General features: G+C 63.1%; 31 protein-coding genes and 1 pseudogene. 15 read left to right on the top strand and 17 right to left on the bottom strand.

The features are described 5' to 3' along the window. Positions 1-52 precede the first annotated feature (52 nt). Both MchiMG62_RS10390 and MchiMG62_RS10385 read left to right on the top strand, forming a co-directional pair. Entirely contained in the window at positions 53-1,093 is a 1,041-nt protein-coding gene (locus tag MchiMG62_RS10390) for a lysylphosphatidylglycerol synthase transmembrane domain-containing protein (RefSeq protein ID WP_221056894.1), read from the top strand. An 82-nt stretch (positions 1,094-1,175) separates the two neighbouring features. After that, positions 1,176-1,586 (top strand): bifunctional nuclease family protein, encoded by a 411-nt coding sequence (locus tag MchiMG62_RS10385; protein ID WP_244987687.1) that lies wholly within the window; start codon positions 1,176-1,178, stop codon positions 1,584-1,586. On the opposite strand, the gene hisE is transcribed toward MchiMG62_RS10385, so the two are convergent. The 3 genes from hisE to MchiMG62_RS10370 form a co-directional block, all read right to left on the bottom strand. Further along, a complete protein-coding gene (gene hisE / locus MchiMG62_RS10380) occupies positions 1,587-1,880 on the bottom strand; it encodes a phosphoribosyl-ATP diphosphatase (RefSeq protein WP_054848580.1) in 294 nt (97 codons plus the stop codon). Then, complete coding sequence (locus tag MchiMG62_RS10375; protein ID WP_221056892.1) at positions 1,873-2,313, bottom strand: NusA-like transcription termination signal-binding factor; 441 nt, start codon at positions 2,311-2,313, stop codon at positions 1,873-1,875. The genes hisE and MchiMG62_RS10375 overlap by 8 nt, the downstream gene beginning before the upstream one ends. A 489-nt stretch (positions 2,314-2,802) precedes the next feature. Next, entirely contained in the window at positions 2,803-4,269 is a 1,467-nt protein-coding gene (locus MchiMG62_RS10370) for a sensor histidine kinase (protein ID WP_244987686.1), read from the bottom strand. Positions 4,270-4,710: 441 nt separating this feature from the next. Between MchiMG62_RS10370 and MchiMG62_RS10365 the strand changes: the two genes are divergently transcribed. Together MchiMG62_RS10365 and MchiMG62_RS10360 are read left to right on the top strand one after the other, a co-directional pair. Continuing rightward, complete coding sequence (locus MchiMG62_RS10365) at positions 4,711-5,361, top strand: DUF432 domain-containing protein (RefSeq protein ID WP_244987685.1); 651 nt, start codon at positions 4,711-4,713, stop codon at positions 5,359-5,361. Beyond that, the gene (locus MchiMG62_RS10360) at positions 5,361-6,212 is read left to right on the top strand and encodes a mechanosensitive ion channel family protein (RefSeq protein ID WP_221056891.1); all 852 of its coding nucleotides are present in this window, start codon (positions 5,361-5,363) and stop codon (positions 6,210-6,212) included. Before MchiMG62_RS10365 ends, MchiMG62_RS10360 begins: the two co-directional genes overlap by 1 nt. 7 nt (positions 6,213-6,219) lie before the next feature. Here MchiMG62_RS10360 and MchiMG62_RS10355 read toward each other — a convergent pair whose 3' ends face one another. From MchiMG62_RS10355 to MchiMG62_RS10335, 5 genes are all read right to left on the bottom strand, one after another. Next, positions 6,220-6,882: an MBL fold metallo-hydrolase gene (locus tag MchiMG62_RS10355; RefSeq protein ID WP_221056890.1), complete on the bottom strand. Its 663-nt coding sequence runs from the start codon at positions 6,880-6,882 to the stop codon at positions 6,220-6,222. A gap of 123 nt (positions 6,883-7,005) precedes the next feature. Next, on the bottom strand, positions 7,006-7,743 hold the full coding sequence (locus tag MchiMG62_RS10350) for an SIMPL domain-containing protein (RefSeq protein ID WP_221056889.1): 738 nt from the start codon (positions 7,741-7,743) through the stop codon (positions 7,006-7,008). 121 nt (positions 7,744-7,864) lie between these two features. Further along, the gene (locus tag MchiMG62_RS10345; RefSeq protein ID WP_244987684.1) at positions 7,865-8,545 is read right to left on the bottom strand and encodes a potassium channel family protein; all 681 of its coding nucleotides are present in this window, start codon (positions 8,543-8,545) and stop codon (positions 7,865-7,867) included. After that, on the bottom strand, positions 8,542-9,795 hold the full coding sequence (locus MchiMG62_RS10340; RefSeq protein WP_221056888.1) for a serine/threonine-protein kinase: 1,254 nt from the start codon (positions 9,793-9,795) through the stop codon (positions 8,542-8,544). Before MchiMG62_RS10340 ends, MchiMG62_RS10345 begins: the two co-directional genes overlap by 4 nt. Further along, on the bottom strand, positions 9,785-10,582 hold the full coding sequence (locus tag MchiMG62_RS10335; protein WP_221056887.1) for an FHA domain-containing protein: 798 nt from the start codon (positions 10,580-10,582) through the stop codon (positions 9,785-9,787). The genes MchiMG62_RS10340 and MchiMG62_RS10335 overlap by 11 nt, the downstream gene beginning before the upstream one ends. A 67-nt stretch (positions 10,583-10,649) precedes the next feature. Between MchiMG62_RS10335 and MchiMG62_RS10330 the strand changes: the two genes are divergently transcribed. Continuing rightward, positions 10,650-11,033 (top strand): hypothetical protein, encoded by a 384-nt coding sequence (locus MchiMG62_RS10330; RefSeq protein ID WP_244987683.1) that lies wholly within the window; start codon positions 10,650-10,652, stop codon positions 11,031-11,033. Between the two features lie 91 nt (positions 11,034-11,124). Next, positions 11,125-11,391 (top strand): hypothetical protein, encoded by a 267-nt coding sequence (locus MchiMG62_RS10325; RefSeq protein ID WP_221056886.1) that lies wholly within the window; start codon positions 11,125-11,127, stop codon positions 11,389-11,391. A gap of 7 nt (positions 11,392-11,398) precedes the next feature. Here MchiMG62_RS10325 and MchiMG62_RS10320 read toward each other — a convergent pair whose 3' ends face one another. Next, a complete protein-coding gene (locus MchiMG62_RS10320; protein WP_221056885.1) occupies positions 11,399-11,833 on the bottom strand; it encodes a hypothetical protein in 435 nt (144 codons plus the stop codon). A 155-nt stretch (positions 11,834-11,988) separates the two neighbouring features. Between MchiMG62_RS10320 and polX the strand changes: the two genes are divergently transcribed. Next, on the top strand, positions 11,989-13,722 hold the full coding sequence (gene polX / locus MchiMG62_RS10315; RefSeq protein WP_221056884.1) for a DNA polymerase/3'-5' exonuclease PolX: 1,734 nt from the start codon (positions 11,989-11,991) through the stop codon (positions 13,720-13,722). A 2-nt stretch (positions 13,723-13,724) separates the two neighbouring features. Here polX and MchiMG62_RS10310 read toward each other — a convergent pair whose 3' ends face one another. Next, positions 13,725-14,180, bottom strand: coding sequence for an FKBP-type peptidyl-prolyl cis-trans isomerase (locus MchiMG62_RS10310; protein WP_221056883.1), 456 nt, complete (start codon positions 14,178-14,180; stop codon positions 13,725-13,727). 147 nt (positions 14,181-14,327) lie between these two features. Beyond that, complete coding sequence (locus tag MchiMG62_RS10305) at positions 14,328-14,882, bottom strand: FkbM family methyltransferase (RefSeq protein ID WP_244987682.1); 555 nt, start codon at positions 14,880-14,882, stop codon at positions 14,328-14,330. 394 nt (positions 14,883-15,276) lie between these two features. Here MchiMG62_RS10305 and MchiMG62_RS10300 point away from each other — a divergent pair, with 394 nt between their 5' ends. Next, positions 15,277-16,536, top strand: a complete 1,260-nt coding sequence (locus tag MchiMG62_RS10300) for a glycosyltransferase (RefSeq protein ID WP_221056881.1) — start codon at positions 15,277-15,279, stop codon at positions 16,534-16,536. Positions 16,537-17,144: 608 nt separating this feature from the next. Here the strand turns inward: MchiMG62_RS10300 and MchiMG62_RS10295 are convergent. Further along, positions 17,145-18,731 (bottom strand): DEAD/DEAH box helicase, encoded by a 1,587-nt coding sequence (locus MchiMG62_RS10295; protein ID WP_221056880.1) that lies wholly within the window; start codon positions 18,729-18,731, stop codon positions 17,145-17,147. A gap of 96 nt (positions 18,732-18,827) precedes the next feature. Between MchiMG62_RS10295 and MchiMG62_RS10290 the strand changes: the two genes are divergently transcribed. Further along, positions 18,828-19,550: a uracil-DNA glycosylase family protein gene (locus tag MchiMG62_RS10290; RefSeq protein WP_221056879.1), complete on the top strand. Its 723-nt coding sequence runs from the start codon at positions 18,828-18,830 to the stop codon at positions 19,548-19,550. Positions 19,551-19,555: 5 nt separating this feature from the next. Here MchiMG62_RS10290 and MchiMG62_RS10285 read toward each other — a convergent pair whose 3' ends face one another. Together MchiMG62_RS10285 and MchiMG62_RS10280 are read right to left on the bottom strand one after the other, a co-directional pair. After that, the gene (locus MchiMG62_RS10285) at positions 19,556-20,233 is read right to left on the bottom strand and encodes an Hsp20/alpha crystallin family protein (protein WP_221056878.1); all 678 of its coding nucleotides are present in this window, start codon (positions 20,231-20,233) and stop codon (positions 19,556-19,558) included. A 135-nt stretch (positions 20,234-20,368) separates the two neighbouring features. Next, positions 20,369-20,935 (bottom strand): GNAT family N-acetyltransferase, encoded by a 567-nt coding sequence (locus MchiMG62_RS10280; protein WP_221056877.1) that lies wholly within the window; start codon positions 20,933-20,935, stop codon positions 20,369-20,371. Positions 20,936-21,384: 449 nt separating this feature from the next. Here MchiMG62_RS10280 and MchiMG62_RS10275 point away from each other — a divergent pair, with 449 nt between their 5' ends. The 4 genes from MchiMG62_RS10275 to MchiMG62_RS10260 all read left to right on the top strand — a co-directional run bounded on the left by MchiMG62_RS10275 (position 21,385) and on the right by MchiMG62_RS10260 (position 23,171). Then, positions 21,385-21,771 (top strand): hypothetical protein, encoded by a 387-nt coding sequence (locus tag MchiMG62_RS10275; RefSeq protein WP_221056876.1) that lies wholly within the window; start codon positions 21,385-21,387, stop codon positions 21,769-21,771. A gap of 100 nt (positions 21,772-21,871) precedes the next feature. Next, positions 21,872-22,471: an NAD(P)H-dependent oxidoreductase gene (locus MchiMG62_RS10270; RefSeq protein WP_221056875.1), complete on the top strand. Its 600-nt coding sequence runs from the start codon at positions 21,872-21,874 to the stop codon at positions 22,469-22,471. 150 nt (positions 22,472-22,621) lie between these two features. Next, a complete protein-coding gene (locus MchiMG62_RS10265; protein ID WP_054848071.1) occupies positions 22,622-22,933 on the top strand; it encodes a nucleotidyltransferase family protein in 312 nt (103 codons plus the stop codon). A 94-nt stretch (positions 22,934-23,027) separates the two neighbouring features. Further along, positions 23,028-23,171 carry a ribonuclease HepT family protein gene (locus MchiMG62_RS10260; RefSeq protein ID WP_221056874.1) on the top strand — a complete coding sequence of 48 codons (144 nt, stop codon included), beginning with the start codon at positions 23,028-23,030 and terminating at the stop codon, positions 23,169-23,171. 48 nt (positions 23,172-23,219) lie between these two features. Here MchiMG62_RS10260 and MchiMG62_RS10255 read toward each other — a convergent pair whose 3' ends face one another. After that, on the bottom strand, positions 23,220-23,561 hold the full coding sequence (locus tag MchiMG62_RS10255) for a hypothetical protein (protein WP_221056873.1): 342 nt from the start codon (positions 23,559-23,561) through the stop codon (positions 23,220-23,222). A 327-nt stretch (positions 23,562-23,888) separates the two neighbouring features. On the opposite strand from MchiMG62_RS10255, the gene MchiMG62_RS10250 reads away from it, so the two are divergent. Together MchiMG62_RS10250 and MchiMG62_RS10245 are read left to right on the top strand one after the other, a co-directional pair. Beyond that, on the top strand, positions 23,889-24,308 hold the full coding sequence (locus MchiMG62_RS10250) for a MarR family transcriptional regulator (protein WP_221056872.1): 420 nt from the start codon (positions 23,889-23,891) through the stop codon (positions 24,306-24,308). A 4-nt stretch (positions 24,309-24,312) separates the two neighbouring features. Beyond that, positions 24,313-24,606: a hypothetical protein gene (locus MchiMG62_RS10245; protein ID WP_221056871.1), complete on the top strand. Its 294-nt coding sequence runs from the start codon at positions 24,313-24,315 to the stop codon at positions 24,604-24,606. A gap of 401 nt (positions 24,607-25,007) precedes the next feature. Here MchiMG62_RS10245 and MchiMG62_RS13255 read toward each other — a convergent pair. Continuing rightward, positions 25,008-25,157: pseudogene (locus MchiMG62_RS13255) on the bottom strand (HIT family protein); the annotation flags it as partial. Positions 25,158-25,403: 246 nt separating this feature from the next. After that, the gene (locus MchiMG62_RS10235) at positions 25,404-25,868 is read right to left on the bottom strand and encodes a ribonuclease III domain-containing protein (protein WP_221056870.1); all 465 of its coding nucleotides are present in this window, start codon (positions 25,866-25,868) and stop codon (positions 25,404-25,406) included. Positions 25,869-25,906: the final 38 nt, after the last annotated feature.

The following is a 25,906-nucleotide window of genomic DNA, read 5'->3' as shown; positions in this document are numbered from 1 at the left end:
GGGTGAGGGTCGGTCTTTCCGGGGACCGTCCCCGTGCCCGGGAGCGTCGTGGATGAAGAGGTCTCAGTGGAAGTGGCTGCTCGTCTCGCTCAGTTTCAGCGCTCTTGTCATGGCGGGCGTTCTGTACTTCACCGTCGACGAGTCGACGATCGAGTACCTCAGCCGGATAAACCCGTATTACCTGGTTCTTGCCGTCCTCCTTCACCTCCTCTCGCTCGGGTTCTGGGCGCTCCGCATCCAGAAGATGTCGGCGTCGCTCGGGTACCGGGTACACCTCACGCACTGCGTGAACCTGGTGCTCGCGAACATGCTCGTTGCGGCGGTAACCCCGTCACAGGCGGGCGGGGAACCGGTCAGGATTCACGAACTCTACCGGGCGGGCGTTCCGGTCGGGGACGCCACCGCCGTCGTCATCATGGAGCGGATCCTCGACGGAATCATCCTCGGGGCGCTCGGGGCCTTCGCCATGCTCTTCCTCGGCAACTACTGGAGCAGCCTCGCCTCGGGGTTCAGCGGGCTGAGCGCCCTGATGTACGCCGCCTGGATCTTCGTCACCCTCTTCGTGCTCGTCTTCGTCTACTCCGTCAAGAACCCGGACCATCTCAAGCGGGTGCTCAAAGGGATCTCGCGGTGGATCGACCGCCGATGGCACTTAAAGCGGCTCGAGAGCCTGCTGGAGACGATCGACCGCGAGGTGGACAACTTCAACCGGGGGCTCGTCAGGTTCGTGAACCACGGGAAAAGCGGCCTCGTATGGGGGATGCTCTTCACCCTGCTCTTCTGGGTCTCGGAGTTCGTCGTCGCATCGATGCTGCTCATCGGCCTCGGGCAGCCCCCATATTTCATCGAGTCGTTCGTCGTCCAGCTCGTCCTCGCCATCATCATGATGATCCCGCTCACCCCGGGCGGCTCGGGCGTTGCGGAGATCGGCGCCACGTCGCTCTACAGCCTCTTCGTCCCGTCGGCGATCGTGGGCGTCTTCGTCCTCCTCTGGAGGCTGATCTTCTACTACCTGAACATCCTCCTCGGTCTCCTTTCGAGTCTCGTCATTGTCCGGCGCGAGTTCCTTGCCCGCGCCAAAAAGCAGCGGTGATTGACCCCAAGGTTTAAACATCAGAAGGCTGATGTCAGGTGATCACATGACGGCTCAAAGCTGCAGGGTGCAGGGTGTGTTCATGTCGGTGAGCGAGATGGGAGCAGCGCCGACGGTCATCCTGGATGCCGGGGGCGACAGCACGATACCCATCTACGTCGGGCTCTGGGAAGCGATCTCGATCAGCAACGCGCTCAACAGCGAGATGCTCCCCCGCCCCATCACCCACGATCTCATCGTTGAGATGTTCCGGAGCTTTGAGATCGCGCTCGATTCTCTGCACATCGATTCTCTGGAGGAGGGGGTCTTCTACGCCAAACTCCATCTGCGGCAGGGATCGCGAACCGAGATCATGGACTGCCGGCCGAGCGACGGGATAGCCATCGCTCTGCGTTACCGGGCGCCGATCATGATCGAGGATACGGTCGTGGAGACGGCGGCGGTGAAGAAGGACGATCTCCCGAGGATGGTCGACCTCAAAGAGTATCTCTGATTACTTCCGGCGCGCTGCAAGTTCGTCGAGCACGTCGCCGACATCGGTGCCGGATGCCCGGAGCGCCACCAGCAGGTGGAAGAGGAGATCGGCCGCCTCAGAGACCGTCCTCTCCGGGACCTGATTCTTGGCGGCAAGGATGAACTCGACCGCCTCTTCACCGACCTTTTCGAGGGATTTGTCGATCCCTTTCCGGTGGGTCAGGACGGAACTGACGTAACTTTCGGCGGACGGGTGCTCCGCCCGGTCCTGGATGACCTGCCAGACCTCTTCGAGGATGGTCCAATCACGCATGAGTTTCCTCTCCCGCGAGCACCTCGCCGAGTTCGGTATCGAAGTACCGGGCAAGCAGGATCCGCGCCTTCTCGATGGTGCATCCGCCTTTTCCTATGGCGATGCCGAGGTCGCCCGGGCTGACGTACACCGTGAGTTTTCCGTCGTCTCTCTTCGCGACGCCGACGACGGCGGCAGGCTTGAAGACGTTCTTCGCAAACTGCTCGATCTCCGGGGAGTATTCGACCATCTCGATGCGTTTTCCGAGAACCCTCTGCATCTTCCGGATATTGCTCCCCTTCCGGCCGATGGCGAGACCCATGTCTCCTTCTTTTATGAGGTATACTATGCGGTCGAAGCGCTCGTCGATGATGCAGTCCAGCGCGGTCGCCCGGGTAAGAATTCTCAACTCTTCGATATATCTTCGTTCTTTAAAGCATATTGTTCGTATCATTGAAGCAGTCCCCAATGGGAATGATGCGGTATGATATAGTCGCTCGCGGGATATATATCTGAGTACCCCGGGCATCGGGGGGATGGAGTGCGAAGCGCAGGTGGGTTGAGGGCTACAAAGAAGAGCCTTACGCAATGGAGACAGGGGAGGGGGTGAACCCCCTCCCCGTCGGCCCCGCCCCCAATGGTGATATCCCCACAGTCCACTGCTTGGGGAGATACTGGAATGGGTGTAATCCTGGTTCCCCTCCCGTAACACGGCTTCCCACTGGCTATCGCCACGCACTGCCCCCGCCCCTCGTGGGCGGGGGAGGAGGCCGAAGGCCGGGCGGGGTGGGGGTTACAAGTGCCCGTGTACAAGGTGGAGACAGGGTGGGGGCTACAGGGAGAAAGCGATAGGTTCTGCCGACAGGGAAAGCGAGCCGGATCCATCCTCCGAACCCCGTATCCTCCGGACGGCGGCCCGCACCCGGAGGCGCGAAAAATCCCACTAGCACTTCTGGAAGATGATCTTGATTGCCGCCCCTTCCTCCGGTTTCCCGGGAACCCGGTCGGCCGCCCAGACGCGTCCGCCGTACCGGGTCACGAGGGTCTTGACGATGTGCAGCCCGAGACCCCTGCCCCCGGAGGGGGTTTTGCTCCCCTCCCGGCTGAAGCGGTCGAAGATGTTCGGCTTTACGTGATCCGGTATGCCGATGCCGGTATCGGCGACGGAGAGCATCACGGTGTCTGCGGTCTCCATGACGGATACCTCGATCCTGACCTTCATGCCGCCGAACTTGATGCTGTTGCTGATCAGGTTGGATATGATGTGCTCAAGAAGGGGGTTTGCCCAGATCATGCAGGTTCCGCCTTCGTACCGGATATCGATGCCTGCGTACCGCTGCATCTGGTCGCGGATGGCGGCGGAGAGGTCGACCGGTTCCAGGCGGATGCTGTGTTTGTTGAGCGCGGTCAGGAGTTCGACGTTCTTGATGACGTTGATCCCCTGCTCGATCGTAATCTTGACCCTCTGAGCGAGTTCTGCCTCTTCGCCGGAGAGCCGGTCGCGGAGCATCTCGATGATCGTTGCCGCAACCATGCTGGTGTTGTAGATGTCGGTGCCGAGCAGGTCGAGGTAGAGGCTGGAGAGCCGGCCGGCCTGTTCGCAGGCTATCTCCCGGGTGATCTCCCGGCCCACCCCGGTCGCGGCCGCGATCCTCCCGGAAGCGTTGTGCAGGGGATGGATGGCGACCTGGAACGACCGCTCCTCACCGCGCCACGAGAACGACCGGGTCTCCGATACGGTCTCCCCCGTCTCGATGACCCGGCACGCTGCCCCGGTCAGAAAGTCCGCTTCCTCCGGCGGAAACAGGGCTTGGGGCGTTCTGCCCACGACCTCTTCCGGGTTGACGCCCTGAGTCCAGCCGCCGGTCCAGAAGAACTGGGTGAAGGTGCCGTCCCTGCCGAGCGTGAAGATCATGTCGGGCAGAGAACTCGCGAGGATCCGCACCTGCTCCTCCGGCATGCCGCGGGACTCGTCGGCCGCCCTATCCTGCGGAACCTCGCGGATGGTCTCGACCGCACCGATCTGCCGGCCGCCGGTATCGTAGAGGGGTGCGGCCATGCAGACGACCGCACTCCCGGATATCGCGGGGATCCGCGACTCGGCGAGCAGTTCTTCGCCTTCGTGGCGCAGCAGGCGGTAATGGCCGCTCCCGGCTTCACTGTGAGTCAGGATGCTGTTTGCCAGTGTGGGGCAGGCCTCGCCGAACAACGCTTTTCCATGTGCGTATCCCCCTTTTCCCACGATCTCTTCCGCCGGAACGCCGGTGTACCGCTCCATGCTGTCGTTCCAGACGATCACCCGGCCCTCGCAGTCGAGGACGAGCGCCGGCTGCTGGAGGTGGTCGAAGATACTCACGGGTATCCGGCTGTGATTCATGGATTCCCTGACCCTTTTTTGTTCTATCTTCACATGTATCACCCGGGAACTGTTCTCGTCCCGCAATGCCGCGAGAAGGCTCTCTCGCCCCGATCTCCGGGTGAGTCCTCCGTGCCGGCCGATACGGTGCCCCTGCGTATCATTGGTTGGGGCGAACGCACAGGAAAAATGTCTGGGGCAGCCGGTTAAAAGGGTGTCCATTTATCTTCCACGAAATATATCAGCAAAAAGATTTATTATTTATATCTTCCCAGTTCGTTCCCATTTAAACCGGGCTGATTTCCCACAACTACTCTATTCTGTTTGAGTATCTGCATAAACGCCCGTATTCGTTCGTCTGCCGGGATCGGGTGCCGGGACGCGGCCCCGGTGGATCACGTCTATCGCGTAAGTTAATATTTGAGTATTTGCAGATCATACATGATGTTCGGACGTTACAGGGGCACTTTTCGCCGCGAATGCGGCGATATTTTGGTGGAAACCGGGAGTGTCGACGGTCTCCTGACCTACCGGCGCAGATGCGAAGGGCAGACGTTCGAGCGGATCCTGGTCTCGGATACCGGTGAGGTGATCATCAACCCGGTCGAGCCGGTCAACCTCCCCAAAGATATCACGAATTTCCTGCTGATGGAGTTCTCCCCGATGGTGATCGAGCCCGGAACCTCCCGGACGGTCTACCTGAAGTTCCCCGTCGAGATCGGCGTTTTTATAGAGTCCGCAAGGGATATCGAGGTGCTCGATGTCTTTGGTCTTGGCACCCAGAAATACACGCTCTACGGCTCGCCGACGACCGGAATCATCGCGCGGTGGTACCGGAGCGCGGTCTACCCGGAGATCCCCGCCGTCGAGGCCTTCCGCGAGGGGGTGATGGAACTCTCCATCCATAACGCATCCCACGAGTGGGTGGAGGTCTCCACTGCCGTCTTCGAGAGCGTCGATATGAAGATCTACTACGACGACCTCGTGGCCTCCTCCGCCACGATGAAGATCCTCAGCCCGAATCTGGCGGAGACGGATTTCATCGACGCTCCGCTCCGGCCCGGGATGACGAAGTCCGTCGAACTGTATGCGGCCCGCAAGGTCCCGGTGATCAACCGGGGGTACCTGATGGAGTGGGGTTACTGATGGCGTTCAACGTGACGGAGGTCCTGGAGATCCCGATCGGCGTCGGCGATATCACCGTCGAGCGTATCCTGTACTTCGCCGTCATCCTCATGGTCGGCGTTATCATCGCGAAGGTTGTCGCGACGAACGTCCGGAGGGTTCTTGCCGAGCGGCTGCCCAAGAACGAGCGCGAGCTGCTCACGAAGCTGGTCTACTACATCATCGTCGTCTGGGCGTTCGTCGTCGCTCTCCCGCAGCTCAACTTCGACCTCTCGGGCCTCCTGGTGGCCGGGGGAATCGCCGGTCTGGTCATCGGTTTTGCGAGCCAGAGCGTCGTCTCCAACCTGATCTCGGGGCTCTTTTTGATGTTCGAGCACCCGATCCGGATCGGCGACAACATCAACGTCGCGGACGTCAGCGGCAGTGTCGAGGATGTCCGTGTTCTCTCGACCGTCATCAAGACCTACGACGGGATCTACATCCGGATCCCGAATGAGAAGGTCTTCACCTCGAACATCACGAACTACGTCCACAACGCAGCCCGGCGGTTCACGTATGAGATCTGTATCCGGTACCAGGACGACGCCGATGCGGCAATCCGGATTGCAAAAGGGGTCATCGAGACCCACCCCTTCGCGCTCAAGAGCCCGGCGCCGTCGGTCTTCGTCGATAACCTGGGGGACGACGGCGTCAACCTGACCGCCTACATCTGGGCGCCGGCCCGGAACTGGTGGGACGTCCGGACGGATCTCCTCTGGAAGATCAAACAGGCGCTCGAAGAGAACGGCATCGAGATGCCCTTCCCGCAGCGCACCGTCTGGTTCGCGGACGGGCCTGAGGCGAAGGGCGGTTCTGCCGAAAAGAACGAATAACTTTTTTTCAGATCCGGTGCACCTTCCCCACACCCCCCGGCCGGAACGTGTTCGGGTAACGTTCTGCGAGTTCCGCAATCTTATCGGTGCAGTGCGACGCCGAGAGGTACGCCACCCCTGCGAGCGCGGCGATGTCCTCACCGGAGACGGTGTGCAGCCCGCCGATGACGCCCCACACCCTGCCCTCCCGGGACACCCTCTCGACGATCCGGCCGATGTGGGGGTGTGCGCACCCGGTGACGACCAGACAGCCGCCCGATACGGCGACCGCGAGCGACTGCTCCCGGATAGCCGTCCCGAGCGGGCCGGTCACGGCGATGCCGTCCGCGATCTCCGTCCACCCATCCACGATCCGCGGTTCTGTATGCTCCCGGATCAGCGAAAGCGTCTTTTCGGAGAACGCGTTGTGGACATAGACCTCCATCGACGGGTTCGCGGCAAGAACCGCCGCGATGCCGCCGATATGGTCGTGGTGGTCGTGGGAGAGCACGAGATAGCGGAGATCTCCGGGATCGATGCCGAGCGCCTCCATATTGGATACCAGCACGTCTCTTTTTGCCCCGGTGTCGAAGAGCAGGCCCGCCTCCTCGATCAGACAGGAGAACCCCCAGTCCGTCGTGAGCCCCTCCCGGCAGGGGATGTTGTTGTAGGCCTCGGTTATCGTGAACATAGATAGACCCGGTCTCTCCTCGCAGACGATTATGCTTCGCAAGAGGGCAGGCCGTGAGATAGGGGAGCGGCCCGGAGATCGGAGTCCCCCGGGCCCGCAGACGAAAAGAGGTGGTAGAGGTGATCAGGAGATGATGTAGGAGATGGAGACGGTGGCGGTCACGTCGATCTCGCCGACCTCGAGCGGGGTTGCGACGGCTGAGCCTGCAGCCTTCTCCATCATGTTGTAGCGGGTGTCGTAGACCATGGGCACGTAGCTGCCGCCGACGTTGACCTCCTTGACGTCGACGATGGTCTTGCCGATGGCCGCGGCGACGGCGTCCGCGTCACCCCGTGCCTGTGCGACCGCGGCGGTCAGGGCCTGCGACCGGAACTGCTGCTGCTTTGCGTCGCTCAGGGTGAACGAGAACCGGTTGACCTTGTTTGCACCGTTCTCTACCGCGAGGTCGACGATCTCGCCCGCGCGGTTCACGTCGTTCAGCGTGACCTCGAGGCTGTTGACGACCCGGTAGTACTTGACCTTCGACGTTGTCAGACCCCGGCTGTCGCTCTCGGTTACCGGGATGATGTTGTAGCCCGCGGTTCTGATGTCCTTCTCCGGAATGCCGGCCCTCTTCAGTGCGTTGACCACGGCATCCATCCGCTCTGCGTTCTGCTGCTGTGCCGTCTTGACGTCGGTGTTCTCGGTCTCGACCGCGAAGACGACGACGGCCTCATCAGGCGTGGTCGTCACTTTGCCCGTGCCGGAGACGTGGATCAGTTTGTCCCTCGATTCCTCCGGCAACTGGGCGGTGACGTTGCCGATCACCGCGGCGCAGAGGACCATCAGGGCGATCCCCAGAAGTGCTGCTTTTCCTCGCATAGGTATCAATCATCTCTTGATTTGGTCAAAATAAATATCTTGCTTTAACTACGAGTTTTTTCGTAGTTTTAAATGGGCGGATCGAAAAATCCGCCATTCCTCTCCGGAATCGATGCGCAGTTCACTCGCCCCCGGCACTGTTCCGCCATCCGGCCGCCGCCACCAGGCGGGCGATCAGGACGGCGATGTAGAGCGTCCCGCTCACGGTCTCGAGCAGGGCGAGCGATCTGGCCTGGTCGGTGATCGGCGTGATGTCGCCGTAGCCGAGCGTCGCAAGGGTGACGAAACTGAAGTAGATGAACGCAGGAAAGGCGAGCGTACCCCCTCCCGACTCGGCCGAGAACGATCCGGGGTTGATGCTCTCGACGAGATCGTAGGCCGTCGCCCAGGTGAGGCCCATGAGGAGGTAGACGGAGACCGCGCCGTAGATGGTGTCGGTGGTGATCCGTTGTGTCCCGAGCACCCTCGAGAGGCCGACAAGCGCGGTGAAGGCGTAGAAGAGGAGCGTAAAGACGCTCTCGACGGCGCCGGTGGTGGGGTCGCCCGTGATGACGTGGAGCCAGCCGAGGCCGAAGGCGGGCACCGCGAGGAGTCCGGCGATCACGACCTGCCTTCGGCGGTTGCTCACGGCGTAGACGCCGGTGATCAGGATGAAGGACGTGAGCACCTTCAGGGCGACCGGGCCGCTCGGCCCCGCGATCACGTAGGGGTATACGGCGAGCAGGAGGACGAGCGACGCGAGCAGGTAGTGGAACTGCATCGCCCTGGCGCGGGCGAGATACCGGGAAAGAAGGCTCTTCACGGTTTTTCCACTCCTGCATCGCCCGTCAATGCCTCGATCGCCGCGAGGAGTTCGGCGGCGGATTGGTAGCGGTCGGCGGGATCTTTTGCGAGGCACCGGAGGATGATCGGGTCGAGTCCTGCAAGGTTCGGGTCGATCTCCGATGGAGGGACGGGCTGCTCGCGGATGACCGCTTCGGCCAGCCCCGCAAGGCTCTCGCGGGCAAAGGGCGGCTTCCCCGTCACCAGTTCGTAGAAGACGGCGCCGAGCTGGTAGATGTCCGTCCGTGCATCGGCCCTGCCGAACCGCTCCGGGGCGATCTGCTCCGGGGCCGCGTAGGCGAGGGTGAACCCGGCGATGCCGGTGTCCCGACTCGCCACGAGCGTCGTGCTCATTCCCCAGTCGGCGATCTTCGGCGTCAGACCGTCGTCAAGCAGGATGTTCCGCGGCTTGATGTCCCGGTGGATCACGCCCTTTTCGTGGGCGTAGGCGATCCCCGCAGCGATGCCTGCGGCAATGCGGGCGGCGGTCTCCGCCGGGAGGGGTTTTTCAAGGTCTTCCAGCGTCCGGGGGAGGTACTCCATCTCGACGAACGGCACCGGGAGGATGTTGACCGAGTGAACCGCCACGATGTTCGGGTGAGCCAGGTCTTCCCAGAACCGCATCTCCTTCATGAAGGTCTTCCCCGTCGCCTCGTCGTAGGCGGCCGGGATCTTCACCGCTACGGTTCGACGGTCAGCGCGCCTGACCGCCGAGAAGACCTGCCCGAGCCCCCCTCTCCCGACGAGGGCGACCCGGTCGTAGCGCTCCGCAAGTTCGGGCGGGAGCCCTGCCGGGCGGGAGAGCACTGTTTGGTATGCATCGGGGAGGACGGTCGCGGCGGACTCCGCCTTCCCCCCGTCCGGCTGCTTCAGGTACCGGGCGCCGAGAACGACGGCGCCGGCGAAGAGGGCGAGAGCCAGGGCGGCCCCGAGCCAGGGGGACGGGTCGGTCTCGGCCGGGGTTGCCGTCACTTCTGCCGGGGTATTGTCGGGCGTTACGGTCGCGTCAGGCGAGGGCGTCTCTTCCGGTGTAACTCTCCCCTTGTTCTGGTCGGGACCGGCGTTCTTATCCTCGTTCGGGTTCTTTCCGGCTGACCCGATGCCCTGGGGTGAGGCGTTTGCGTGTTCGGGCGGGCCTCCGGCGCCCGAGACGATTGGGACGAAGGCTGCGAGGAGCAGCGCGGCGGCGAGGAGCAGGGCGGCCGCCCGCCCGGCCCGGTCAGGCGGCATCCGGCACCGGCACCCCCCCGGGAGCGACGAAGACGAGGGTTGCTCCCGGTGCGCCTTTCGCGAGTTCGATGAGGTCCCCATCGTGAAGTTCCCGCCGCGCGCCCGGCTTGAGCGGCATGCCGTTCACGAAGGTGCCGCCCGTGCTGCCGCAGTCCTCGATGAGCCGGACCCCGTCTCGGCGGCGGGTGATCCGGGCATGCGGCTTCGAGACGCGGGTGACCGCCGCGTACTCCTCGCCGAGGACGATCGCCTCTCCGGCCCGTTCGGGCGCTCCCGGGTCCGCCCGGCCTACGGCGATGCTCTCCTCGGCGAGCGCAAAGACCCTGCCGTCCTCCGCGCCCCCGAGGAGGATGACGACCGGGGGCTGCCCGGAGAACTCCCCCGAGAACGTCTCCCGGACGGCGGCGAGTTTCTTCGCGAGCACGGCGTCCGTGAGGGTCAGTTTCAGGTTCGCAAACAGCCCGAGGCTCCGCGTGATCGCTTCGAGCCCTCCGGGCACGAGCGAGTATTTCCAGACCGGGTGGACCCCCTTTGCGGTCGGGCGCGAGAGCCCGGCCTCTTTGCGGACGACCCCGATGCTCATCAGTTTGTCGAGGTGTTTCTTCGTGTTCTCGTAACTCGTCTCGATCGCGGCCGATATCTGCCGGACGTCTTTCGGGCTTCGTTCGATGGCTTTCAAGATCTTTAAGCGCGTGCTGCTGCTCAGCACGTCCAGGTATTCGGAGAGTTCCTGCAGGTCGTCGTTGTCTGTATCGAGGATGAGTGTCCTTGAGTCGTCGTCGGTCATAGGCTCTCGTGCGGGGCTCCGTTGTTGTATGGTTTAACGAGGTCTCTGATGAAGGTTGTGCACCTCAATGACCGGCGAATCGTGCCGGCACGCTTCGATTGACGCCGTCCGGTGCGCCGCCGTATCCCGGATCATCTTTTATACGAGGGGAGCGTTCGGGGGCGGCATGCTTGGCGAGATCGAGACTCTGCAGCGGCAGGCCGTGATGGTGGAGATCGAGGAGATCATCCAGTCGACGCCCGATTACACCGACGTCCGGGAGGCGCTTCGTTCGCGCAACTTCATACCGGAGCAGGACGATGCCGACGTCGCGATATGGGTGCAGCCCGAACTCAGGATCTTCGTCCTCCTGCAGATGAACCTCGGGGGCGGCTACGCGGGCTACCGGGTGGCCGCCTACGACGACCTGGAAGACGACGAAGGGGAGTCGGCCGGCTTCAACGCCCGGTAACGGCTCTCTCCCTTCGAGACCCGCGGCAGGTTCACCTTTGATCGCCCCTGCCGGGTCAGGTTTATCCGGGCGTATGTGGTATGGTCGGCGTATGCCGGAACAGGTACCCATCGACCGGGATGCACAGGAGGCCATGAAGGCCCGGATCAGGGAGACATTCGCCGCGAACCCCACCTACGACGAGGTCCGGGAACTCCTCGGGGCGCTCGGGTTTCATGCGAAGGAGGACAGGCCCGCCCTTGCTCTCTGGGAGAACGGCGAGCATGAACTCTTCGTGCTGGTTCATATCGACCCGAAGACCGGGACGCCGCGCGACTACGCGGTGAGCACCTTCGAGGAGGCGGAGGGGTTCGAGTAGTCCCGGCTCATGCCCGATCCGTGAAGAGCCCGATGTACCCCGCGATGAGCACGACGATGAAGACGAGCAGGTAGACCGGGAGCGAAAGCGCCCCTTCAAGGACGGAGAAGAATCCGACGCCGGCGATCTCGCCGACGAGCAGAAAGAGCCGGACGATGAAGATGACCAGGAGCACGGCGCCGAATGCGCAGAAGATCGGCCCGGGGAGGTTCAGGGGGAGCGGAAGCGCCCCGAAGAGGTCGCCGACGAGGAAGATGACCGATATCAGGATGAGCAGCCCGAGGTTGGCGTTGAGGAACTCGACGACCTGAAGGAAGATCGGTGCCTGGACGTAGGCGCCCGCGAGGATGTTCAGGATACCGAGCACGATCAGGAAGACGACGATCCCGATGACTCGCGAGACGAGGACTTCGGCAACCGATTCCTTCCTGCGCTCGCCCATGTGATCCCTCCTGAAGATTGAGAGACGTTCCGACCATATGGAGTTACCGGCCGCGGCTTCTTCGGCCGTCGTAAGATCACAACCTTCAAGTAGGCGCAGGCGATGAATAGATCCGAAATCGCAGGCTGCAGTCCCTTTGCCTTCCGGTGACCGTCATGGAGAACCACTCAAGGGTACCAAATGTCGAGGTCGCGGCGATCCTCTACGAAGTCGCCGATCTCCTGGAGATCAAGGGCGTCCGGTTCAAACCGCAGGCATACCGGCGGGCGGCGCTGGCGATCGAGACCCTGCCGGAGAGTGTCGCCGACGTCGCACGGGAAGGCGATCTCGACGAGATCCCCGGGGTGGGCAGGGCCATCGCCGCAAAGATCCGCGAGATCCTCGAGACCGGTAGTCTTGGATACCTCTCCGCTCTCCGCGAAGAAATCCCCGAGGGCGTGCAGCACCTCACCCGGCTCGAGGGGATCGGGCCGAAGAAGGCGATCGCCCTCTCCCGGGAACTCGGCGTCAGGACGGTCGACGACCTGGAGGCGGCGGGGCTGGCCGGCCGGATCCGCGATCTCCCCGGTTTCGGGGAGAAGACCGAAGCGAACATCCTCGCGAGCATCCGCGTGAGCCGGACGGCACAGGAGCGCCGTCTTCTCGGGGAGATCCTTCCCGTCGCCCGGGAGATCGAGCGGCGGCTTGCCTCGCTCGCGTCTGTCCGCCAGGTGAGCCTCGCCGGGTCGATCCGCCGGAGGAAAGAGACGATCGGGGACGTCGACATCCTCGCGACCTCTTATTGGCCCGATGAGGTGATGGAGGCCTTCGCCACCCTCCCCGGGGTCGAGCGCGTCCTCGTCCGGGGGACGACGAAGACCTCGGTGGCGCTCTCGACCGGCATCCAGGTCGATCTGCGGGTCGTGGAGGACGGGCATTTCGGGGCCGCCCTCCAGTACTTCACGGGCTCGAAGGAGCACAACATCGCCATGCGCAAACTCGCGATCGCGAGGAACTGGCGGTTGAACGAGTACGGGCTCGTCGATCCGGCGACCGGCCGGGCTGTCGCGGGAGAGGACGAGGCCGGGATCTACCGCGCCCTCGGTCTTGCCTGGATCGAGCCGGAACTCCGGGAAGACCGGGGCGAGCTTGAGGCCGCCCGGGCCGGAACCCTGCCCGACCTCGTCGGCTACGACGCGATAAAGGGCGACCTCCACGTCCACACCCGCTGGAGCGAGGGCGCTCATTCCATCGAGGAGATGGCACAGGCGGCCCGGACGCTCGGCTACGAGTACATCGCCATCTGCGACCATGCAGAGGGCCTCCGTATCGCCCGCGGCCTCTCCCCCGGGCGCCTTGCCGACCAGGTGCGGGAGATCGAACGGATCAACCGGGAGAGCGACGGCGAGTTCACCGTTCTCTCCGGCACCGAGTGCAACATCGGCATGGACGGCACGCTCGACCTCCCGGACAGCCTCCTCGCCGACCTCGATGTGGTGGTGGCGAGCGTCCACTCGGGGTTCAAGCAGTCCGAGAGCGAGATGACCGAGCGGGTGCTCACGGCGATGCAGAACGATCACGTCGATATCATCGGCCACCCGACGGGACGGATCCTCCTCTCCCGCGAACCCTACCGGATCGATCTCGCCGCGGTCTTCGATGCCGCGGCAACGCTCGGGGTTCTTATGGAGATCAACGCCTTCCCCGGAAGGCTGGACCTCTCCGACGTCAACGCCCGTGCGGCCCTTGGAGTGGGCGTCCGGTTCTCGGTCGCCTCGGACGCCCATCGCCGTGAGAACCTCCGGTGTATGGAACTCGGCGTCGCGACCGCCCGGCGGGGGTGGCTCTCGGCCGGGGATATCGCGAACACCCGGCCGCTTCCGGAGTTAAGAAGGATTCTCCGCTCTTAGGATTATCCGGCCACCTGCTCCTGCCCGGCGGCGATGATATCCACGAGTTCGATATCGAACGTCAGGGGCTGTCCGGCGAGGGGATGGTTTGCGTCCAGCGTCACGGTCGATTCCGAGACGTCGCTGACGACGACGATGGCCGCCCTGCCGTCCGGCTGCTGAACCTGGAGCTGCTGGCCGGGTTCGGGGTTGATATCCTCGGGGAATTGTCCCCGGTCCACCGTAATGGTCATCTCCTCACGGTGGAGGCCGTATGCCTCTTCGGGCGGGATCGTCGCCGTCTTCGTCTCTCCCGGCTCCATGCCGACCACGGCGCGCTCGAACCCGGGGATGATCTGGCCGCTGCCGATGGTGAACTCAAGGGGCGTTCGCTCTTCTGATGTGTCGAAGACCGTCCCGTCTTCCAGTTTTCCGGTGTAGTGCACCTGTACGGTGTCGCCTTCTTTTGCCTGCGCCATACTGCATCACCACCGGGTGCGGTGGTGCCGGTCCCTATTTATGCATGCCGGTGAGCCGCAATCAGCCGGATCTCGGGGAATTTACCGGCTTTTTTATCCCGGCCGGGATTCCCTGAACCGTCCCGACCCGCGAAGGCCGGCGGATCTTCACCGGCCGTTCTTCCGGACAGCGTGGAGAACCCCCATCACGCCCTTCACGTCGTAGCCGGGCGTCCGCTCTATCTCAAAATCGTAATGCTCCCCGATGTAGTCGAGGAGCCTCCTGTTCACCGGCCCTCCGATCGGCGGCATATGGAGTTCCATCTCGATCCGGCGCACCCCATCGAGGTCCTGTGGCCTGATGAACCATTCCGCCCCCTCGCAGTCGCACTTTAAGAAGTCGCATCCTCCGGCCATGGCGGCGAACTCGCCGAGGGTGCGGGTCGTCACGGCGAGGGTCTTCTCGCCCCAGGCGATCCGAGCGCTCTCCCCCGTGCCGAGCGCCCCGTCCACCACGTCGACACCGCCGCCGTTTCTCGCGACGTTCTCCCGGAGCGCCTCCGTGAGGATGGGTTCGACGGCCAGCACGTGCCTTGAGCGGCGGGCGGCCCGGATGCAGAAAGCGCCCACGTTGGCGCCGAGGTCCATGACGATATCGTCGGGCCGGATGTCGTCGAAACGGTACTCGCCGACGACGTAGACGGCGTCGGCTCCATGCGGCATCCTCCTGAAGGCTACGCCGTCGGAGGTGGTGAACAGGGGCGGGCGATCAATCCCATCTTTGGCGTGATTTCGGTACATCGCACCGTACAGTGTTGGGAATCCTCTCTATATGGGTATTTCTTCTTCCTTTTTTGTGGCGCGCCGCTCCACTCGATCGTTGCGCTCTCCGGATCCGCACCGTCCCGGGGCTCCGATTTTCTTCACCATATTAATCTTTTTTGTCATGGTCATCGCTTCGTTACGTCGCCGAAATCAACATAATATCGACAGAATCAACGTCGTGAACAACATTCGGCTTTCAACAGGTTATTTTTATAAACATAACTTTATTAATCTGTGGGCATAAATGGTGTGTGCAGTAAGTCTCTAGACTATTTCTGAGGGGGAGATCTGCATGGCTTATATGGACGGAATAACCTGCATCTGTGATAACGGCCGGACGCTCGAGGACCACCGGCCCATCGTCGGCGACGACGTCGTCTCCGGGATCTACCGCAAGGCGGCGGCCCTCCGGGGGAAACGGATCCTTCACGTGAACTCGACCTACCAGAGCGGCGGCGTGGCGGAGATGATCCTCTCGCTCGTTCCGCTCATGAACGACGTCGGGATCAGGACGCAGTGGAACATCCTGACCGGCGAGGGGGATTTCTTCACCATCACGAAGAACTTCCACAACGCGCTCCAGGGACAGGCGATATCGTTCTCGGACGATGAGAAAGGGCTCTACCTCAAGACGAACGAGTGCTTCTCCGGGCAGATGGAGATCGACCACGACCTTGTGGTCATCCACGATCCGCAGCCCCTGCCCCTGATCCGGTTCTACGAAAAGACCCAGCCCTGGGTCTGGCGATGCCACGTCGATCTCTCGAACCCGGATCCCGCCCTCTGGGAGTTCCTTAAGAACTTCGTTCTGGACTACGACCGGATGGTCATCTCGCACGAGCAGTACCGGCGCCGCGGGATGCCGATGGAGCAGTGGATCTGCCGCCCGGCGATCGACCCCCTCTCGGAGAAGAACCGCGACCTCACCGACGCGGAGATCGCAGGCCTTCTTGAGAAGTACAACGTCCCGACGGACAAGCCGCTGGTCACGCAGATCTCGCGGTTCGACAAGTGGAAGGACCCCGAAGGCGTCGTCGACGTCTTTTCCCGGGTGCGCGAGCACGTCGACTGCAGGCTGGTGCTCTGCGGGAGCATGGCCCCCGACGATCCCGAAGGCTGGGCGATCTACCGCAGCGTCGAGGAGAAGGCACGGGAGTTCATCGAGGCCGGCGACGTCATCCTGATCACCGCCGAGGACCACCTGCTGGTCAACGCCCTGCAGCGGGCCTCGTGCGTCATCCTCCAGAAGTCGCTCCGCGAAGGGTTCGGCCTGACCGTCACCGAAGGGCTCTGGAAGGGCAGGCCGGTCATCGCGTCCCGGGTCGGGGGGATACCGCTCCAGATCGAGGACGGCGAGACCGGGTTCCTCCTCGACCCGACCGATACCGACGGGTTTGCCTGGAGGATCCGGCAGGTTCTGGAGAACCCGGAGCTCGGGGAGCGGCTCGGCCGGGCCGGCAAGGAGCACGTCCGGCAGAACTTCCTGATCACCCGCCTCCTCTCCGACTACCTGGACATGCTGAGCGCGGAGCTCGCCGTTCAGAACACCTGACAGCAAAAAAAAGACATACGACCCCCGATACACCTGCGGGCGGGACCGTGAAAGCGGTCTCACGGCCGCACCCGCCGGCAGATCCGTGTGGATTTATTCCGGGGATCCGGTTCTTCCGGAGGAGGGCGCGTCGGGTCGGGTTGCCCCGTCGCGCCCCATAATGCAAGGGCAGGCGGCAGAGGCGGCCGGTCGAACCCGGGCAGGAGTTTGCAGCACACCATTCTGCAATATGCTATTTTCGGGTCTTAGGGCAGATAATTCTCGATATCTTCGATGGCGATGAGACTTCGGAAGACAAGAGATTGTACCGTACCTATTGACGCCACCACCCCCCGACGGTGTAGGATACGCGTCTGTGTATATAATCGTTTCTCCCGGACGGGACGGGTGCCGCTACCCCGGAGAATCCCCCCGCACCTCAGACTTCGTATGCGGCGATCCCGCCGGTTCGTACCGGACAATGCGCCGGTTTCGGGAAAAGCGTCCCGGGTCGATGACTGTCCTGCTCTGCAGCCCTTCCGGTGCGGTTCGAGCGTTTCAACGTGCTGCACCGGCCGATAAAAGAATTGTTCAGAGACCGGCTTCGCCCGCAGCCGGCCCGCTTGCCCTTACCGTCCGCCGGGCGTCTCGATGATCTCGATCGGCCGGGTCAGCCTGGCCCGTGCGATGGTCTTTCCTTTCATCCCCTCGATGATCTGTTCGGCGGCGTCAAGGGGCACGTCGACGGTGGAGTAGGTGTCGTAGATGTTGATCGCGCCGAGGGCGCTGCCGGGAATCCCGGTCTCGCCCGCGAGCGCTCCGACGATATCCTTCGGCCTGATCTGGTCTTCCCTGCCGACCGGGATCCTGAGAAGAGCCAGCCCCCGGGCCGGTCCGATATCCTGCGGCTGGCCCTGGCCGGCTCCGCCGCCGAGTTCCAGTTTCAGGAGGGCGGCGGCTACCTCGAGCGAGGTGTAGTCCTCGGCGATGATCCGCTCGACGAGGTTCGCGTATTTGTCGAGGTCGCCCTCGTCGATGGTCTGGTGCACCCGGTCGATGAGTTTGCGCGTCCGGCTCTCCTCGACGTCCCCCTGGGTCGGGAGCGGGATCCGGGCAATCTTGATCTTCGTGTAGTTCTGGATCGTCCGGAGTTTGAAGTACTCCTTCGGGCCCACGAACGTGACGGCCCGGCCGGTGCGCCCGGCCCGCGCCGTCCTCCCGATGCGGTGGATGTAGTACTCGATATCCTGCGGGACGTCATAGTTGACGACCAGGTCGACGTCCTCGACGTCGATGCCCCGTGCGGCGACGTCTGTTGCCACCAGGATGTCGATGTTCCCGCCACGGAACTTCGCCATCACCCGGTCGCGCAGGGCCTGCTTCATGTCCCCGTGAAGCCCCTCGGCGAAGTAGCCGCGGGCCTGGAGGTGCGTGGTCAGGTCGTCGACGCCCCTTTTGGTGTTCGAGAAGATCAATGTCAGGTCGGGGTCGTACATGTCGAGCAGCCGGGTGAGGACCTCGAGCCTGTCGCGGCTCCGCACCTCGAGGTAGAGCTGCTCGATCTGCGGGACGGTCACTTCCTTGCGCGCGACCGAGATGAACTCGGGGTTCTTCTGAAACTTCTTCGAGATCTCCAGGATGGGTCTCGGGAGGGTGGCCGAGAAGAGGACCGTCTGGCGGTCACGCGGGGTCTCGTCGAGGATCTTCTCGATGTCTTCCCGAAAACCCATGTCCAGCATCTGGTCGGCCTCGTCGAGGACGACGATCTTCACCCCGCCAAACGAGAGCGTCCCGCGGTCGAGGTGGTCGAGCACCCGGCCGGGTGTCCCGACGACGACCTGGGCGCCGCGTTGCAGCGCCCGGAACTGCCGGTCAATCGGCTGGCCGCCGTAGATCGGGAGGATGTTGATGCCCCGGTGGTGTTTCGCGAGGCGGGCAAACTCTTCGGCGGTCTGGATGGCGAGTTCCCGGGTGGGGGAGAGGACGAGCACCTGCGTCTCCCGGCTGTCGGGGTCGACGCGCTCGATTGCCGGGACGCCGAACGCGGCTGTCTTCCCGGTTCCGGTCTGCGCCTGGCCGGTAACGTCGCGCCCGTCGAGTATCGCCGGGATGGTGCTGACCTGGATTGGCGTGGGCTCCTCAAAACCCATATCTTCTATTGCGCGGAGTGTCTTTGGCGAGATATTGAGTTCCTGGAAGGTAATATTCTGCTCCATTCTTCCACCTCTTGGTGCTGAACCCTCTTTATATGTCGCATCTCACACCCGGGATCCGCCCGCACAGATATCTGCCTTCGCGGCGAACCTGCAGTGATGGATCCCCGACACTCTCCGGCGGCGATGCGCGATGCCTACCGCCGCTACGCGGACGAACGCCCCGATCTCTGCGGCATCCTCCTGCCCGGGCTCCTGCCCCACGACGCCTGCGATGCCGCATCCCGGAGGCCCGGCCGCGTGAAGGTGCTCTTTGTCGCCGAATCCCCGCCCTGGGCCGCCGGGCGGCGCGAGATCGCGGAACCGGCCGACTGCCGGAGCCCTGCCTACCCCTACTTCTGGAACGATCGTTACGACGCGCCGCACCGTCCCGGCGCCGCGCCGCTCTCCCGCGGGCTCGCGGAGAACATCTTTCGTCTGCTCGAACTCGACGGCGGGTCGCGCCGGGAGAACCTCGACCTCTTCGCGGCGAAGGGTCTCTTCCTCACCGATACGGTACGGTGTGTCTTTCGGAAGAACCGTAAGCCCGCCATCCCGGCCGATCTCGTCCGGATGAGCGCCCGAACGACCCTCGCGCCCGAGATTGCCGCCCTCGCCCCGGAGTACGTCGTCGCCCTCGGGAATACGGCGCTTGCCGGCCTCCGGTGTATCGAGCCCTACGCGAGCGCTCTCTGTGGCGCGGGAACGATCACCGGGCTCTCCCGGGAGGCGATCTTCGCGGAGAGCCGGCTCCTCTGCCTGCCCTATCCGGGCGGGCGCAACCGGCGGTACCTGGATACGATCGAGTCGGGGTTCGCGGTCCTCCGGGATCTCGCGGGATGACGGGGTTACCCCGAAAGTTTCCTCTTCCCCTCCTCGTAGAGCCTCTCTTTCTGCTCGCGGAGCCTCGCGGCCGTCTCCTGCTCCTCGGGACTCCCCCGCTCCTCGAGTTCGATCCCCTCCGCCGCTTTCAGCACGTCGCGGGAGCGCGGGTACCCGGACGGCTCCATCTTCTCCCGCGCCTCCCGGTATTCTGCCTCCACCTGCTCTCTGTGCTGCTCCGCGCCCCCTTCGGTCAGGGCGATCTCTTTCCCGCGGGTCCCGGCCACCTTCTTCAGCCGCACCTCGAGGACACCGTTCTTGAACGTGGCGTTCGCCTCTTCGTCGCGGACGTCGGTGGGGAGGGAGACCGTCCGGGAGATCGCGCCGAACCTCCGTTCCCGCACGTGGTACCCGGCCTCTCTCTCCTCCTTCGCCTCCTCCCTCCGGGCGGCGATCCTGAGCGTCCTCGCATCAAGGAGCCGGACGGATATCCCCTCCCTGTCGACGCCGGGGAGGTCGGCAACGACCACGACGTCGTCCTCGTGCTCGACGACGTCGACCACCGTTCCGGTTCCCCCGAGCATGGGCACCTGCTGTGCGGCTCCCGAGAGCCGCTCCATCACCTCGGAGAACTGCCTCTGCATATCCCCTACCATCTGGTCGAATTCGCTCCATATCTCGCGCGACGGTCTTCTCCATGCCATGATTCCCACATCCTGCCTCACTCTTTGTCGATATCGGCAGGCTCACAGGGTGCAAGCACTTCATATAGGTTCCTGTGCGGGAATATCGGAGGGCCGGGGTCGCTCCCCGGGGGGTCAAAAGAGAGGGGGTGTCCGTCAGACCGATGCGCCGGGGTTCTCCAGCACGTAGGCGACCGTGCCCTCCTCGAACCCCTCGCCGGCACGGACGAACCCGTTCTTCTCCAGCACCTTGATGGACGCGGCGAGGTCGGGGTAGAGCGCCGCCTCGATCCGCCGGATGCCCGGGAGGGAGAAGATTGCCGCGGTGAGGTGGCGGATCGCCTCGGTCGCATACCCCCGGCCCTGGAACTCGTCGAGCACCGAGTAGCCGATGAGCACCCGGTCCTCCGTCTCCTCAAGCGTTGGGGGCGTGGCGGTCCCTACGGCGCCGATGAGGACCCGTCCTTCCGCTGCCGGGTCGTCGAGCACCCAGTACCAGGCGGCGAAGAGCGGGTCGCCGCCTTCGGCCATCATCTGGATGAACGCCCCGAGCGTCTCGTCGTCGAGGAGCGGCGGCGGCCACGACCCCGGGATCTCGGCATCGAGGAGACGGGCAAGTTCCCGGCGGTCGTTACGGTCGCTCTCGAGGAACTCGAGCGTCGCCGGGATCAGGTCCAGGCGCTCGGTGCGGATGCGGACGGGTTTCATGGTGGTCACAGCCATAATGAATATCGTTAGCCATGGGATGGTTCTTATCTGTTGCGGATCCTCCCGGGAGAGGCGCCCCGGCCCCCAGACCCGATCTGCCGGTACAAAACGACCCGCCCCCTGCTTCCGTTATGGCGTAATGCCGCGTGAAGACCTCTCCCCGGGCGGTGCGAGACGGTATGGAGCGATCTCGTCGCTCCCGGGGCTCCGGTCGCCGGCAGGTTGCGGCCCCGGACGGGGTACGTTCGGGGGTTCCGCGCGGGGGCGGCGGCATACGGTTCGGCGTCCCGCTCCCGAACCCGGTCGCCGGATCGGCGCAATCGCGCTGCCGTCGCCGGGGCTGTCTCCCCGCGGTTCTCGGGGTATGCACGGGTCGGGGCGGGCGTACCTCCGGGCCGGATCTGCCGGTCTGATATCCTCGCACGGCGATACCTGTATGCTGCGCCGCGTGCGCACGGGACGGCGTGATCGAAACGACCTGGCAGGACTTTGCTATCACCGGCATCACGGTACTCTTTGCGGTCATGCTCCTTCCGCAGCTCCGCGATGTGATGACACGCGGCGCCGTGCTGAACGTCTTCACGGCGCTCGCGACGAGCCTGCTTGGCTACCTGCTGGCCCTGGTCTTTACGACCCTCGGCCTCTGGCTCTCGGCCTTCGGCCAGGGCCTCGGCGCGACCGTCTGGATGCTGCTCGCCTGCTTCTCGCTCCGGAACGTCCGCGACCATGCGTTTCCGGATGAGACGCTTGCATCCGTCGCCCTGGAGTTCGTTACGGTCTGGTTCCAGGGGGTGGCCTTCACCGTTGCGGGGGGCGTGAAGGAGTTCTTCTCGCGGAACAACCGGGGCTGACGGGACCCGCCTCTCCGGGTTCCCCGGGTGCCGGTCTTTCACCGGACCGGCGGGGTCCGGCAGCAGGGTATAAATCCGCTGTCCGGGATGATGAGCAGGTATGGACTTCAAAGACTGCGTGCAGCAGCGCTACGCGACGAAGCGGTTTGACGGCAGACCGATCCCCGATGCGGCCATCAGGGAACTCCTGGAACTGGTCCGCCTGGCCCCCTCGGCGCTCAACCTCCAGCCCTGGCGGATCAAGGTGGTCTCGGACCCGGGCCGGAAAGAGGCCTTGAAGCCGGCGGCCTTCGACCAGGATCAGATCACGACCTGCTCGCACCTTCTGGTCTTCTGCGCAGACCCTGATTATGACGGGCTGATCCGGCGGCTCGATGCCCTGCTGAAGACGAACGGCGTCCCCGAAGAGACGCGTAGCGCCATCGTGGAGATGGCCGCCCGGTTTGCCGGGCCGATGACGCCCGAGGAGCGGCTCGCCTGGTCGGAGGCCCAGACCTATCTCGCCCTGTCCAACGCCCTGCACGGGGCGAAGTCGCTCGGGTTCGATTCGTGCCCGATGACCGGGTTCGACCCCGCGGCGTTCAGCCGGCTCCTGGCGATCCCCGCCCCGCTCGTGCCGGTCATCCTCTGCCCGGTCGGCTATGCCGCGGACAGCCCGGGGCCGAAGATCCGGTTGCCGCTCGAGGAGATCCTGGTCTGATCCGGGGTTTCCTCCGGCCCGGCCCCGCTCCGGGAGTCTCTCGCGTCCCCGGCCGGTGCCGCGGTTCGGGTTCACACCTGCAGATGCCGGCATCCGTCGATCCGAAAGAGATAATGCTCCCGATATGGTAAACCATCATAGAGTTGTCCGATGCACCCTCTCATCTGTGAGAAGATCTCCGATATTGCTCGTGTCGCTCGACGCCGCCGTGTAAGGAGGCTCGGGGTCTTCGGCTTGGCGACGGGCGACCGGTTCGACCCTGCAGCAAGCGACATCGATTTTGTCGTCGAGTTCGAACCGATGACTCCAGCGGAGCATGCAGAGGCTTATTTTGGTCTCGCAGAAGATCTGGCCCGGCTTTTTTGCCGCGAGATCGATCTCGTCGAGCGATCGGCGATCAGAAACCCGATCTTCCGTGAGTCCGTGGAAGGAACCTGCAAATATGTCTATGCCGTCGCGTGAAGCACAGAAGTATCTCTAACGATATTGCCGGGGCCGCCGACTATATCGCGCAGTTCACCGCCGGAAGATCCTTTGAGGAGTATCGTACCATTCCATGCTGAGGTCTGCTGTCGAGCGGCAGTTCGAGATCATCGGCGAAGCATTGAACCAGCTCCTCCGGCGGGAGCCGGACCTCGGTGAGAGAATCTCCGATGCACCTCTGATCATTGCGTTCAGGAATCGACTGATTCACGGGTAGGCGAGCGTATCCGATGAGGTTGTCCGGGGTGTCTCGACCTGATACCGGTCAGAACGAGCGTGAGGAGTCCAGCAGGCAGTCGTAGCAGAATTGGGTCGCGGAGAGGACTGCCTCGTCATGGTCCTCAAAATCGTGCCATCGCCACTCCCTCTCGGTGTAGGGCCGTATGCCGCGTCGCATGCCGCCGATGTTCCTGGCATCGTAGCCTTCTTCGCAGAGGATGAGGGTGTAGCGGCTCACCTGCGGAGAGGCGGCGCTCAGGCCGTAGAGGATCCCGATCTCCAGGGGTGGCTGAATCGTTGATGCCGTATTCGCCCTCCTCTTCCCGGAAGAAATGGACGATGTATACCCGGCTCTCTTCGATAAGGGCTTCTGCCAGCCGGAAGTCATAGACGCGATCGTCCTCGCCGGGCTCTTTTGGGTGAGATGCCGTAAGGTCGTATGAGATCCGGGCGTTGAACCCTTCGCGCTCGCGGAGGTGGTGTCTCAACGCTTCGAGGTGTGATCTCTTGAACGAACCGAACAGGCCGACGGTGAGCCCGTCTTTGAGCCTCTCTGCATAATCGAGGTCCCTGTTGAGTCCAGCGAGGAGATCCATCAGAGGAGTATCGTGGTTCTCACGGATAACGGATAATAGTATCAAATTTGTTACTTGAATACGTAGGATTATATATTGGGGTAACAGATGTGGAACTATATGCGGTCCGGGTGTGAACCATGAACGAGACGATCCTTGAGCGGCAGATATCCAATGTCCCTTCGGTGATCATCAACGCCACGGCCCCCCTGGGGAATCGGAAGGCATGGGCGATCTTCATTGCGCTCCTCGAGAGGGACGAGGGGCTCCGGTTCAACCAGATCCGGGAACTCTTCGAGGCGGAGCCCCCTGAGATATCGAGGGCCTTAAAAGTGCTCACAAACGCGGGACTCGTCGCCAGGCAGGCCCGCAGCCTCAACGATGTCGGGGACGCCGAAGCATCGTTTTACGTGCCGACCACACTTGGGAAGGCTCTGATCACGGCCCTTTACCGGGGGCTCCTGCCGTCGCGGGAGGACGCCGGACCCACACGGACGCACTGCCAGGAGAGCCCGTTCTCCACGGGCAGGATCACGGCTTCGGCACCGGGGGAGGAATAGGTGCATGTCCCTCAAGAAGCGGCCGGCGATCGAGGTATCACGGGAGCCGGCGTGCGGCGTGGCCCCCGTGGACGGGGTCTACGGGACCCTGACCCCCACGCTCGGCCAGGTGGCGTTCTACTACGATCTGCCCGAGATCGGTGCCGGCGAGGACGGCGAGATGATTGTCGAGTCCATACAGCGCCGGATCGTCTTTGACGCACGGATGTCGCCCGCGACCTTCCGTGCCATCGCCCGCTGGATGATGGATCAGGTGGAGGACTACGACCGGCAGGAGAGGGAAGGCAGGAGTCCTTGAACTTCTCCCCCGGCCGGGTAAGGGGAGATTTGAATTAGAGGTAGATTGGGGATCGATTGGAGAATCGATTCCAAATATACTGCCCGGAATGGCACACCGGGCGCCTGTGGGTTAATATTTTAGAGTCACTATTGGAGAATGATTGGAGATAGTGATGCCATAGGATGGGCAGTATTCATTCCACAGATCTGGTAGTCACTATTGGAGAATGATTGGAGATAGTGATGCCATGATACCGGAGGGCCGGACGACCACGATGACCGAAGGCGCTTCTCCTCAACATCTTTGCTGCTCTCGCTCCCCCTTGAATCCGGGTAGGGCAGCCTCTTGACCGGACCTACTGAACACTCTATCTACCTTTGATGTGTAAAACTTCTCCTGGTATCCCCGCTCAGCTCCTCTCAATACACCCTCTTCTTCGGGACCGCCCCCCGCACCCCGCCCCGGGGGTCTGCCACGTCCCCGGCATACCGGGGGATGACGTGGACGTGGAGGTGCATCACAGTCTGACCGGCGGCCTCCCCGACATTCACGCCGACGTTGTAGCCGTCGAGGACAATCGGCTGGTGATCTATGTCCTCAAGATCGGGCACTGGAAGAATGTTTACCGAAAATACTGATAACCGGTCTTGACCATTGGGCAAGAACCTGGCGGCTCCTATCGCGTGAACGGTGCAGGATTAAAACTGAAAAACCAGGGAAGTTGCACCGAACTAACTAAAGCGACGAGGGAGAAGATCTGATATACTCTTTCATGCCTGCATGTCGGTCTGCTTTTATGAATCCTACGAGGCGATCTACTCTTTCAACATCTCTTCCCGATAAGGTTCGTACCAGACGGAGACAGCCTTCTTTGCCGATTCGTATCCGCCGTCCAGGTACATCGCCCCGATGATCGCTTCAAGCGTCTCGGCAATGACGTTGGGCTCTTCGTTATGCTTCTGCACTCTAGCCCCTTCCCCGACAAGAATTTCGTTCTGCAGGCCAAACCCCCTCCCCAGTTCGGCAAGAAACGGGCGACTTTCAATGGTGCTTTTCATGATGATGATCTCGCCTTTTGTCTCATATCCCGAACGCATGAGGAGGTCGCACAAAATTGTTTTCAGCACTGCATCGCCCAGCGTCCGGAGAGCATCCTGATCCTTGCACACTTTCTGCTTCTGCCTCTCTTCATTCGCACGGGAACGATGGAGCAGGGCACGTTGGAGGAGATCCGTATTTTTGAAATGGTAGTTGATCTTCGCTTCGAGAGAGTCTTCCATATGAGCGGTATGGCGATGGGTGAATAGATATATGCATC

The organism is Methanoculleus chikugoensis (assembly GCF_019669965.1).
Lineage (GTDB): Archaea > Halobacteriota > Methanomicrobia > Methanomicrobiales > Methanoculleaceae > Methanoculleus > Methanoculleus chikugoensis.
This window is presented reverse-complemented; position numbering and strand designations above follow the sequence as displayed.